We start from the raw sequence: 12,072 nt of genomic DNA, 5'->3' as shown, positions 1-12,072 counted from the left end.
GCCTGTGATCGAGACAGGGTTGCCGGTTCCAGCATTACTCCAGGACAGAGACTCTCCGTCTTTCTTCGTATTGAGCGCGTTCTGCGCAGCAGCGTTGAGCGATTTCCTGTCCGTATTCCACATGTACGTTATTGGCGTGTTTCTCAGAAAATCGAGATTTGCGGCGAACCCTACCGTCGCCGTAGCTAGCAGCACAGCACCGGTCAGCCAACGTTTGACGGCAACGGCACGCTCGCGTGGGGGAGCAGTGGATCGCATGTTCAAGCCGCCGTCGCTTGATGCGCTCGGGTACCATGCAATGCACAAGTTCACGATACGTATGACACTTTGTGACTTCATCGCCAAATTCCTGCATCACGTTCTGGATACGGCGCCAGAAAGTCAAATGTCCAATTTGCCGATCTTCGTTCCTTCGAGCGAGAGATTGGCCATCAGCCCCGCATTGGTCAGCGCAAACGCGATGATCGGCGCTTGCGCGGTATTGGTATCCAGCTGACCGTTCGCGCCAACCTTGGCAAACGCGACCGAACCATCCACGCCGGCCGTCCAGCCTTTGCTTTGTCGAAACTTATTGAGCGCATCCTGGTTCATAAACATCAGGATGAGCGACTTCGACTGCGCTCCCGCCAGAAATCCGAACGAACCGCTCGTCGTTCTGTAGTAGCTCTGGGATACCCCGCCGATACGCAGCGCGCCTTCGCCATATTCGCCGCCGATGATGAACCCCGCGGCAATTATCTTCGGAAACACGAGGATGCCGTTTGCTTTCGACGCAAGCTCGCGCGAACCTGGTATCGTTGAGAACAATTGGCTAAGTGTCCCGTCAACACCGGCGTCGATTTCCCTGCGCTTGCTTTGCGCTTGCTCGGGTGTCTGGGGAGACGAACGGGTTATTGTGCAGCCGGTAAGGTACGCGGTCGTCGCAAAGGTGCAGGATGCGATAAAGGTGCGGCGTTTCATGGCGTTCCTCGCTTTTTTTCATAGCCGATACGACGGGTTATCCAACTATCGCGTGGCCCGCAAACGGGTGATGCAAACTCGTTTCTCCTGCAGCCTCGCGTACCCTGCCGGCACAACAACGTTCATTCGCTCGATCTGCAACGTCTGCTCATGTACTGGGTTATGCGATCGGGGCTATACGCTAGTGCCCGATTTCAACTCAGCCGTGATTCCACATCGCGACGTGATGCCTGCTCGATAACGTACCCTGATTGAGGTTCTTCCCTGTGATCGGTTCGTCCGAACAGCGCCGTTGTGCGAGATGGTAGGGCTGCTCGCCGAGATGAACAATTGGACCAAGGTCTTATTCGACACAGATGAGCCGCGCGGCTGTGGCGGCTATCAGCTCGCTACAAGGTGACGCTGGGCGAACCGAGCTCGCGAAGCTGTAGTGTCCCTACCGTGCGAAGCTCGAAGCGTTGAATAAAGCGCAGACGTTATTGGCGCAATAGCAATAGCCAAGCGCCAACTCGCGCAAAATTGAGCGGCGGAAGGCAGCAGGAGTCGAACCTACCAGGGAGTGTCTAGCACCCCCTACTGGGTTTGAAGCCCAGCCGCACCACCAGATACGAATGCCTTCCTTCGGGGATCGAGATTGAGGCCGCTGCTACGCTGGTTACTTGCCAGGTAGATCGTGCAGGCGGCTGTCGGCGCGAACGTGATGACGATCGCGCTGGAAGCGAGTATATCCGACGCGGTCGAAGAACTCCAAAACCTGAATGGCACGTTTGCGTCCGAGCCCGGTCGCGTCGCGGAACGCCGACGCACTCAACCCGCCTTCATGCTCGCGTGCCAGCGAGGCGACAAGCTGCAGCAACTCGATAATCGTCTCGCGGTGATAGAAAAGGTCGCGCACCACCTGATAAACCTCGCCTTGGCGAGCGAGCTTGCGCAAGACCTGCCGTACACGATCTTCGGGCTGGCGCAAGGTTGCGGCGAGATCACGCACCCAAGGCGGATCGAAGCGACCGCCTGCCACCAAGGGTAGCAGTGAGCCCGCAAGCGCCTCTTCGGCGGCATCGAGCGAGACGACATGCGTCGGACGGTGCAGCCATGGACCGCTGCGCGCGACGAGTCCGTCAGCGATGAGGGCGTCGACGAGCGCACGCCACAGCGCGTCGGGCAGCAGCGGCATGGCGATGCGGCGCAGCCGCGCGGCGTCCGGGCCCTGCTCGTCAGGCTGCTGCACATGAAAACGTTCGAGCGCCGCGACGATCTGCTCGCGCATCCGCTCCCACTCCTCGCGTGCCATCACCACGGCATCGTCGAGACCTTTACCCGAAAGCGCGATCTCAATCGCATCGGCAGGCAGCGCGAGCGCCTGTGCGGGCAACCCGGTCAGGTGCATCAGCTTGGAGCGCGCCATACCGTGTGGCGCGTGTGCGAGCAAGGGCGCGATATCGTACTCGTCGAGCCAGTGACGCATCGCGTCGAGCCAACTGCGCCGCTCAGGTGTGCGGCGCTTGCGCGATGGCGCAAAGGGATCGAGCACACGTCCACCGCCAACCGTGTGCGATGCCTGTGCGTTACGCACGATAAAGCGATCGCCGGGTAGCGCGCACACGGGGCGCTCGAAGACGAGCTGCACGCGGGCCGTCTGGCCGCTTGTCAGCGTGTCCTGTTCGAGCAGGACGACGTGGGCCACCTGATGCGCTGTGCCCAGATGGACATGCAGGGGCGACCAATGCCTCAGCACCAGATCGGCATCGTCGAGCAGGCGTAACTCGACGTCGAGCCGCTCCGACGATTCGGTGAGCCTGCCGTCGACGATCCAGTCTCCGCGTTGAATGGCGTCTTTTTCGATGCCGGCGAGGTTGAGGGCGCAACGCTGCCCAGCGTACCCCGCTACGGCCTCGCGATTTTGCGCATGGATGCCGCGGATTCGCGCGGACTTGCCAGCCGGCGCGAGCAATGCGGTATCGCCCACGCCGATACGCCCTGCAAAGACCGTCCCGGTGACGATGGTGCCCTGACCCGTGAGTGTGAACACACGATCTACCGCGAGTCGGAAGAGGCCGTCGTTGCGGCGCTTATGCGATGCGGCAGCCTCGTCCCGCAAAAAAGCATTGAGCTGTGCGACGCCGGCGTCGCCCGACCGGCTCGCATTGGTCTCGAACAATGGCGAGCCTGCGAGCGGCGTATCCGCAAGCCATGCAGCAATGTGAGCACGTACCTCGGCCACGCGTGCCGCATCGACCCGGTCGACCTTCGTCAAGGCGACAGCGCCACGTGCCACGCCAAGCAATTGCAGGATCGCCAGATGCTCGCGCGTTTGCGGCATGATGCCGTCGTCGGCGGCGATCACGAGCAGTGCGAAATCGATGCCGCAAGCCCCGGCCACCATCGTATGGACAAGCCTCTCGTGGCCGGGCACGTCGATGAAGCCGAGCACTTCGCCGGTGTCGAGCGGAGCATAGGCATACCCGAGCTCGATCGAAATGCCGCGTGCTTTCTCTTCAGGAAGTCGATCGGTATCGACGCCGGTAAGCGCGCGCACGAGCGTCGTCTTGCCATGGTCGATGTGACCCGCTGTGCCGACGATCATGGCTGCAAGTCGTTCAGTTGTGCGACAAACACCGCTTCATCCGCTGCTTCCAGGCAGCGCAAATCGAGGCGCAAGGCTTCATCGGCGATGCGGCCGATGACCGGGCGCGGCAACTCGCGAAGCCGCTTTTCAAGCGCCATCAGCACGCGGCCGCCGCGCTTGCCCGTTGCATTACGCACGACAATGCCATAGCTCGGCAATTGATCGACGGGGAGGGCACCGCTGCCAATCTGGCTGAACATCGGCTCTGCGCTGACGGCGTAGTGGCTGCCAAACTGCTGTTGCAGCAAGGGCAGCAGGCGCTCGGCGGCGGCCCGCATGTCGCCGGCTGGCCGCGTAAGCAGGCGCAACGTCGTCAAGCGTTCGGGCAGCATCTCCGGCGCTCGATAAAGACGCAGCACCGGCTCGAGGGCGGCGAGCGTCAACTTGCCCACGCGCAACGCTCGCTTCAACGGGTGCTTCTTGATCTTCTGGATGAGATCCGCGCGCCCGACGATGAGTCCCGCCTGAGGGCCGCCCAGCAGCTTGTCGCCGCTGAAAGTAACGAGGTCAGCGCCCGCTTCGATCGTCTCGCGCACAGTCGGCTCGTGCGGCAGACCCCATTGGGCGAGATCGACGAGCGTGCCGCTGCCCAGATCGACCGCAGCGGGAAGACCATGCCGATGCGCGAGCGGGGCCAGCTCGTCGATGTCGATGCTTTTCGTGAAGCCGGAAATCGCGTAATTGCTGCAGTGGACCTTCATCAGCATGGCGGTGCGCGTGCCGATGGCTTCTTCGTAGTCCCGAATATGGGTGCGATTCGTCGTGCCGACCTCCCGCAGCTTGGCGCCAGCGCGGGACATGATGTCGGGGATACGGAATGCGCCACCGATCTCGACGAGTTCGCCGCGCGAGACGACGACTTCGCGCTTCGCCGCCAACGCCGAGAGAATCAGCAATACCGCTGCGGCATTGTTGTTGACGACCGTTGCGGCCTCCGCACCGGTGAGCTCGAGTATCAGCGACTCGATGAGATCGTCGCGGTCGCCGCGGCGGCCGGTGGCGAGATCGAACTCGAGATTGGCCGGGCGGGTCAGCGCATCGACGACAGCGCGCACCGCTTCATCGGGCAGCAGTGCGCGGCCGAGGTTCGTGTGCAAGACCGTGCCGGTCAGATTGATCACGCTTCTCACGTGGCTTTGGGCACGCTCTTTTAGCAGGCGATCCACTCGCTGGGCGACGTGGGCCTCATCGAGCTTGTCCGGCCCTGATGGACCGTTTGCTTGCAAGGCTGGTGCCGATTGCGCCGCAGCGGCTTGCAGCTCGCGGCGCACTGCATCGAGAACCGTGCGCACGGCGGCGACAACCTGTGTACGACCGTATTCGCCGACCAGCGACGGCATGTTCGCCGCCGACATGACGCGATCGACCGCCGGCACGCGCGCCAGCATCTCGTTGACTTCGTTCCCCGACATAGACATTCAGTAGTTGGGTCCACCATCTCGCGCCAGCCGACAAGCGCGTTTTGTCGCGCTCGGTCTGACACCCAAGGCCGCGATTGTCCGCTTCATCGCTTCTTCGTACAAGGTGCTGCCCCGGTTCATATTTTACTCGCCGCCGGGGGGATGTATCGCCGCCATGCCAGCCTCGTCCGACAGCGTTCAAACCAAGCTGGAAGGTGCGATGCGCACTCCGGTGCACGCTCGAGATGCGGCGAGTATGCTGGTTTGTTTAGCGATTACTGGAGGCGAAGATGCACAAACGCAAACTTGGTCAGTCCGCGCTCGACGTATCGCCGATCTGTTTCGGCGGGAACGTGTTCGGCTGGACGGCAGACGAGGCCACATCGTTTTCGTTGCTCGACGAGCTCGTTGACGGCGGGATCGACTTCATCGATACGGCCGATACCTACTCGCGCTGGGTGCCGGGTAATAGTGGCGGCGAATCCGAGACGATCATCGGCAAGTGGTTCAAGCGCAGCGGCAAGCGGCACAACGTGGTATTAGCGACGAAGGTCGGCTTGTGGGATGCGCGACCGGGTTTGTCGCAAGCCAACATTTTGCAGGCGGCGGACGATTCGCTGCGTCGCTTGCAGACGGATTACATCGACGTTTATTTCTCGCATCGCGATTGTCCTGAGACGCCGCTCGAGGAAACGCTGGCGGCTTATCAGAAGCTCATCGAAGCGGGGAAGGTGCGCGTCATCGGCGCATCGAACTACAGCGGTGCGCGGCTCGACGAGGCGGCGGCTGTCAGTGCGCGCGAAGGCTTGCCGGCGTATCAGGTGTTGCAGCCTGAATACAACCTGTACGACAGGCAGGGGTACGAGCGCGACATCGAGGCCGCTGCGGCGCGCAACAAGCTTGCGGTGGTGACTTACTATTCGCTCGCGAGCGGCTTTTTGAGCGGCAAGTATCGCAACGGCGACGATCTCAAGAAGAGCCCGCGCGGTGCGAACGTCGAAAAGTATTTCACCGCACGTGGGGAGCGGATTCTGGACGCGCTTGACGAGGTGAGCGCGCGCCATGGTACGACGCAGGCAAGCGTTGCGCTGGCTTGGCTGCTTGCGCGACCGAGCGTGACGGCACCGATTGCAAGTGCGACCTCGCGTGAGCAGGTGCGCGCGCTTGTGGCTGCGGCGCAGTTGAAACTCGGCGCCGATGACGTCGAGTTGCTCGATGCAGCTAGCAATTACGACGACTAAGAATTAGCCATTTATGACGGAAGCGATGCGGCGCCGAGGGGCTCTCTGGCCGCATCGCACTGTTTTTGCCGGCCGATGCCGGTGCCGCCGCTTTGCTTTTGCGGGCCTGCTGCTAGCGGACCGCTGACTCCCTCCTTTCCTGCGTCTACACAGACGTATCCGCACGCGATGATGCGCACCCGAGGCGATTCAAATTGCGGGGCCTTCTGTTCGTCCGAGAATTTCCAGTTCTGACAATTTGCTTGCGGTGACTGGCTACATTGCGGCCTGGACCAATCTCGCGCCGCAATCCGATGAACATGGGAAGTTCGGCAGCGTTGATTGTGGCGCTGGCGAGCGTTTCGATCGGGGCGTATGGCACGTCACATGAAGTCGCTCCTGGGCCGCACATTCAACGGCTGCAACAGCAACAAGTAGAGGCCGCGAACGCGGCAAATCCGCGTCCTGACGCGCTGGTGCCGGAAGTGAGCGGCCCGGTTAATTCGAATCTTAAGCACCTGCCGGCTGATAAGCCCTGCTTTGCGATCGATCGCCTGGAAGTGCACGACAACGCGTTCGATTGGCTGTCCCGCATCCTGCAGCCGATTGCTGGGCAATGCGTCGGCAAGGGTGCGCTCAAGCAGATCCAGGAGACGGCCAACAATGCGCTGATCGAGCGTGGTTACGTGACTTCGCGTGTGCTCGTTCCGCCGCAGTCGCTTGAATCGGGCGTCTTGACGTTGCGCGTGGTTCCCGGTCGCCTCAGCGAGGTACGAGCGTCGCAGCCTGCAATCGGCTGGCTGCGCTCGGCTGTGCCGACTGGCCCAGGCGAGATATTGAGCCAACGTGACATCGATCAGGCAATCGAAAACGTTCGACGGCTGCAGTCGCAAGCCGATGCGACGATCGACATTGCACCGGGCACGCAGCCCGGCGATTCCGAAATTGTCTTGCACTCGGATTTGGGCAAGCGTTGGCATGCGTTAATCGGAGTCGACAACGCTGGATTGAACGGTACGGGCAAATACGACCTGTCGGGATCGTTCACTTTCGATTCACCGCTCCATCTCTACGATCAATTGCAAATTGCCGGTATGGCGAATGCGAACTTTGGTTCGCGGGAAAAGGGCAATCGATCGATCTCGATCAATTACAGCGTTCCGATCGGATACACGCTTCTCACGGTGGCCGCGAGCCGGTCCCGCTACAAGCAGACCGTTCCCGGCTTCGAGGAGCCAATCCGGTACAGCGGCGCGCAGTCGCAAAGTCAGTTAGGTGTTTCGCGTGTGGTGCATCGCAATGCCCATGCGAGAACCGAAATTCGCGGGAGCTTGTTTTACAAAGCAAGTCGCAATTACGTCGACGGTGTGGATGTCTCGTCGCAAAGCCGAGATGCGGTCGGCTACGAGGTGGGCGTGGCGCATCGCCGCTATGTCGGCAACATCGTGCTCGACGGAGCTTTGGCATGGCGGGCCTCGGTTCCCGCGCTATCCAGCAATCCTGGCACCGTGATCGACGCGCCGAACTTCAACGGCAATACGCAAATAGAACTGGCTAGCTTTGGCGCACAGGTGCCGATCCATGTCGGTGCGCACAGGTTCTCGTACGCGTTCAGTTGGAACACGCAAAACGCGCGCACGCATGTCATGCCGGCCGACTTTTTCACGATTGGCACGCGCTACTCCGTGCGTGGCTTCGATCAGCAACTCACGCTCGCAGCCGAAAGCGGCTGGGCGGTTTCAAACGAATTCGACTGGTATATCCCGACGCCCATCGGTATCCAGGCGCTTTATGTGGGCGTCGATGCGGGTCGCGTGCGCGGGCATGCGGCGCAATACCTGTCCGGACGCACGCTCGTGGGTTCGGTGATGGGTGCGCGGGGCAGCCTGGCAACGAAAAGGGCATTGGGTGCGGTTGCGAATTATGACCTTTCGGTCGGCTGGCCATTGGCGAAGCCTGATGGCTTTCGTACCAGCTCGCCCACGCTGCTATTCCAGGTCAGTACGTTGTTCTGACTTGGCTTCGTCAACGGGATGAGACGAATCCCGTGCTAATGAAACCTGAGGGAAGTCATGAATCGAAAGTTTGCAGGTCACGCTGTTTGCCCGACAAAAGTTACCGCGACGTTTGCATTGATCGCGGCCTTTGGTTTGACCGCTTGTGGGGGCGGCGGCGATAACCCTCCCACGTTCAGTTGGAAAGGCGAAGAATTGCCGCCCGCTTCCAATGGAATCAAGGTGGACGGCCAGTCTCGATCTGTCGAAGTATCAGATGGAATGGTGGCGGGGCTGTTGGCATCCGCGCCCTCCTCGAACTACGGCGTGCTTTCCAGTTCCAGCGGCGGGTCTAAATGGAGATCGATCAAGGCAGGTCTGTTCTCGGAGGCCGCACCGGGTGCTTATATGAAACTTGGCGATGCAGCGACGCTATTGCGGGGAACTATCACCGATCTTTCCGGCAACGGTCATTACGCGATAGGTCGCTGGACGGACGGCGTTGATTCTCAGGGCCACACCTATAACGCCAACCAGGGCAGGGTATGGGTGGTCGGCCAGCCTGTTACAACGGCCACGGTCACGCACGGGGGGACATTGACGTGTGCTTTGGAGGCAGCGACGAGGCCGGTGGCGATCGACGGCAACACACTGCCAGGGAGACTTACGGCAGGCAGCGCAACAGCCTATTTAGGGGGGGATGCGCCGCGGTACGACCTGTCGCTGACGTATGAGATCGGACATGACAACGCGCAGAGCATGAAAGCGACCGCTGTGTCCTTGGGGCTGGAATCAAGTCGCCGCGATCAAAGGATGCTTTTTAGCACCTTCTTGGGCGGCGCCCCCGAGAAGCCGTATTTGGCCGTCGCCTACACCATGCAGGCGCCGACGGTCGGCACCATTCACGGTCTTGCTGTGATGGCCTGCAGCCGCTAAGGGATATCAGGCTTCGGTTATCCGATTGGGTCGGAGGGGCAACTTCGCCCCTTTGACATCGAATCCTTTGCACTGCACGAGCGCATCAAGATGAATTCGGGCATTTATAGGCTGGTGTTCAGTCCTGCAAGAGGCATGTTGGTCGCCGTCGAGGAAAACGCTGCGGCACACGGGCGTGCTCGATCGTCGCAGCATGCGCGCGGATGGCGCTCACGCATTGGGACGAGGCCGGCTGGCACAGACATTCCGCTGCAACGGTTCGCCGCCGCAGTCGCCTTTGCGGTCCTATGGGGGCTGGCCATGGAATCGGAGTGCGCGAAGGCGGAGCCGACGTTGCCAATGACACCAGACCGGACCGGCCAGCACCCGGTCATTGGCGTTTCCGCCTCCGGTATTCCGCTCGTCAACATCACGGCACCCAATCAGGCTGGGGTGTCAGTCAATAACTTCAAACAATACAACGTTGGCACGAAGGGTGCCGTCATCGTCAACAGCGCTCGGCAGACGCAGAGTCACCTCGCAGGGTGGGTACAGGGCAATCCGTTCATCGGCAACGCGCCGGCACAGGTGATCATCAACCAGGTGACATCGGGCAATCCGACGCGATTGCTGGGGCCAACCGAGATCGCTGGTCAACGCGCCAATCTCGTCATTGCGAATCCCGCTGGCATCACGTGCACGGGGTGCGGATTCGTCAACGTGCCGCGTGTGTCTCTGGCAACCGGAATGCCAAAGTTCAAGGCGGACGGCACGCTCGCCGGCTTCAACGTAACGCAGGGAGGCATTGGCATTTTTGGTTCGGGGCTGGAAGCCCCTGGCAGCGCAATCGATTTGATTGCACGAACGATGACGATCAACGCTCAGGTTTGGGCCGAGTCTGTTGTTGGCATCGCGGGGACTAATGAGGTCGCATATGGCAGCAACGCATCGAAGCCTCAATCTGGCTCGGGCTCATCGCCCACCGTTGCAATTGATTTGCAGGCGCTCGGAAGCATGTATGCGTCGAGCGTGCGGCTCATCGGCACAGAGGCCGGACTCGGCGTTCGCGACGCAGGCGCCATTACGTCGTTGACCGGAGACATCGTCCTGTCGAGTAACGGGCAAGTCACCATCGAGGCCAGTGCTCGCACTCAATCGGCCCGCGATTTGCACATTGTCGGCTCCGCGGTGATGCATCGCGGCGAGCTAGTCAGCGCGCATGCGGCGGAATTACAGGCGTCGCAGGAGTTGACGAACACGGGTCTAGTGCTGGCAGGCGGTAATGTCGACATGAGCGCCCCTTCGCTGACTAACACCGGCGATGTGGCTGCTGGCGTTTCTTATGATGGGAGTCTTGCCGGGGCAGGCTCTATAACGTTAAAGGTCGAACGTGCCGCTAATAAGGGCACACTCGCGGCGGGCGACAACATCAACATCAATGCTCACGACGTTTTTCTCGATGAAGGCGCGATGTTTGCCAGGAGCGCCGTCAACGTAACTGCGCGGGACAAGCTATCGAATGCAGGCGGGAAGATCGAAGCCCACAACGCAACGCTGAAAGCCGGTGGCACTTTTGACAACGCTAGCGGCCGACTGTTGGCGAGCGGCGATCTCAATCTGACGAATACCGGATTGACCAATGCGGCTGGCATTGTCGTGGGACGGAACATCGAGTTGATTTCTGAGAACGGCGCGATCGACAACACGGACGGCACTATCGCAGCTGCGGAGGAGCTAAAGAGCCGCTCTTTCGAGTTCGATAACAGGTCGGGGCTGATCCGGGCCGCAGGTACTGCAGACATCACGACAAGCGAAAAAGGGCAATTTAATAACAGCGCGCTTGACGGAGCGCCACTCGGTGGCCAGATCGACGTGGGCAAGCTGTCATTGACCGGTGGTGCGCTAAACAATACCAACGGCCTGATCTTGACGGGCGGCGATGCCCGTCTCGACGTAGGCTCGGTGAACAATGAGCGCGGATCAATCGCAACCGGAGGAAGGCTGGACGTTCGAAGCGCAACTGACGTTTCTAACGTATCGGGGCGAATGGGCGGTGCCGATGTGATGATTTCCGGGCGAATGATCGATAACACCGGCGGTGCCATGAAGTCGCGTGGCTTACTACGTGTCACGGGCAACCGAATTCGCAACAACCTCACCGCAGGCTCTGCGTTGCCGTCAGTGCACAGGATGGCTCCGATGGATGCGGGCATGGAGGGGGGAAGCGTCAAGTTGGACGCCATAGAGCACATTGACAACACCGGTGGCTCGATCCGCTCGGACAATACGGCAGACTTGACTGCACCGATAGTTGACAATAAGCGCGGCGATATTCAGTCACTGAGGAAAATCGGCATCAAAGCAACTGAGACGTTGCTCAATGAGCACGGCAATGTGAACTCCAAAGAGCGATTGCGCGTAGCTACGCACTCGCTTAATCACGCGGGCAACTTGGAATCGTCCGGCGATGTCCTCGTATCGACTAAGGGAGACTTGACGAACGCAGGGCGAATTGTTGCAGGTCAAAGCTTGACTGTCACATCGGGTGGCGCGCTGACCAACGGGGGCCTGTTGTCGGCGGGCAGTGAAAGTGACATTAGTGGCCATGCGGTCGAAAACGTGCCGACCGGCGAAATAATCGGTGGCGATCGCGTCACGTTGCAGGCCGTGGAATCCATCATTAACGATGGCGTCATCGATGCGACCAAGACCGAGTTCAAAGCCACGCGATCGACCAACACCGGTCGAGTGTACGGCGATCACGTCATGATCGAATCGAATGCGGTTACGAACGGCCGCGGAGACGAAGGCGTCAGCGGGGTAATCGCATCGCGTGGCGACATCGATATTGCGGCTGAGGAAGTACTCAACGAGAGCGATGCACTGATTTATGCCAACAATGATATCCGTGTTGGCGAAGAGGTCTCGGCAGACGGACATATACGCGGACGCTCGAG

The 12,072-nt window shown here is 60.6% G+C and carries 7 protein-coding genes, 1 tRNA gene and 1 pseudogene; 4 read left to right on the top strand and 5 right to left on the bottom strand.

All coding sequences use genetic code 11. The annotated features are described in order from the left end of the window. The 5 genes and pseudogenes from VL598_RS01860 to selA form a co-directional block, all read right to left on the bottom strand. A pseudogene (locus tag VL598_RS01860) lies at positions 1-258 on the bottom strand (hypothetical protein); the annotation flags it as partial. A gap of 123 nt (positions 259-381) precedes the next feature. Further along, positions 382-960 (bottom strand): BPSL1445 family SYLF domain-containing lipoprotein, encoded by a 579-nt coding sequence (locus VL598_RS01855; RefSeq protein ID WP_325324999.1) that lies wholly within the window; start codon positions 958-960, stop codon positions 382-384. Between the two features lie 527 nt (positions 961-1,487). Then, positions 1,488-1,580: transfer RNA gene (locus VL598_RS01850), tRNA-Sec, on the bottom strand. Between the two features lie 35 nt (positions 1,581-1,615). Beyond that, positions 1,616-3,544, bottom strand: coding sequence for a selenocysteine-specific translation elongation factor (gene selB, locus VL598_RS01845; protein WP_325324998.1), 1,929 nt, complete (start codon positions 3,542-3,544; stop codon positions 1,616-1,618). After that, positions 3,541-5,004 carry an L-seryl-tRNA(Sec) selenium transferase gene (selA, locus tag VL598_RS01840; protein WP_325324997.1) on the bottom strand — a complete coding sequence of 488 codons (1,464 nt, stop codon included), beginning with the start codon at positions 5,002-5,004 and terminating at the stop codon, positions 3,541-3,543. Before selA ends, selB begins: the two co-directional genes overlap by 4 nt. Positions 5,005-5,276: 272 nt before the next feature. Between selA and VL598_RS01835 the strand changes: the two genes are divergently transcribed. The 4 genes from VL598_RS01835 to VL598_RS01820 all read left to right on the top strand — a co-directional run. Continuing rightward, positions 5,277-6,227, top strand: a complete 951-nt coding sequence (locus VL598_RS01835) for an aldo/keto reductase (RefSeq protein ID WP_325324996.1) — start codon at positions 5,277-5,279, stop codon at positions 6,225-6,227. Between the two features lie 293 nt (positions 6,228-6,520). Further along, complete coding sequence (locus VL598_RS01830; RefSeq protein WP_325324995.1) at positions 6,521-8,221, top strand: ShlB/FhaC/HecB family hemolysin secretion/activation protein; 1,701 nt, start codon at positions 6,521-6,523, stop codon at positions 8,219-8,221. A 57-nt stretch (positions 8,222-8,278) separates the two neighbouring features. Then, on the top strand, positions 8,279-9,136 hold the full coding sequence (locus tag VL598_RS01825) for a hypothetical protein (RefSeq protein ID WP_325324994.1): 858 nt from the start codon (positions 8,279-8,281) through the stop codon (positions 9,134-9,136). Between the two features lie 90 nt (positions 9,137-9,226). Continuing rightward, on the top strand, positions 9,227-12,072 hold a 2,846-nt coding region (locus tag VL598_RS01820), incomplete at its 3' end, for a filamentous hemagglutinin N-terminal domain-containing protein (RefSeq protein ID WP_325324993.1).

The sequence above is a fragment of the Trinickia sp. genome, assembly GCF_035492435.1.
GTDB lineage: Bacteria > Pseudomonadota > Gammaproteobacteria > Burkholderiales > Burkholderiaceae > Trinickia.
Note: the sequence above shows the minus strand (reverse complement) of the source record. Positions and strands in the feature narration are given on the sequence as shown.

What these genes read in the sequence shown, in the direction of transcription:
- VL598_RS01825 (WP_325324994.1), top strand. Translation starts at nt 8,279, where the DNA reads ATGAATCGAAAGTTTGCAGGTCACGCTGTTTGCCCGACAAAAGTTACC.
- VL598_RS01830 (WP_325324995.1), top strand. Translation starts at nt 6,521, where the DNA reads ATGAACATGGGAAGTTCGGCAGCGTTGATTGTGGCGCTGGCGAGCGTT.
- selA (WP_325324997.1), bottom strand. Translation starts at nt 5,004, where the DNA reads ATGTCTATGTCGGGGAACGAAGTCAACGAGATGCTGGCGCGCGTGCCG.
- VL598_RS01855 (WP_325324999.1), bottom strand. Translation starts at nt 960, where the DNA reads ATGAAACGCCGCACCTTTATCGCATCCTGCACCTTTGCGACGACCGCG.
- VL598_RS01835 (WP_325324996.1), top strand. Translation starts at nt 5,277, where the DNA reads ATGCACAAACGCAAACTTGGTCAGTCCGCGCTCGACGTATCGCCGATC.
- selB (WP_325324998.1), bottom strand. Translation starts at nt 3,544, where the DNA reads ATGATCGTCGGCACAGCGGGTCACATCGACCATGGCAAGACGACGCTC.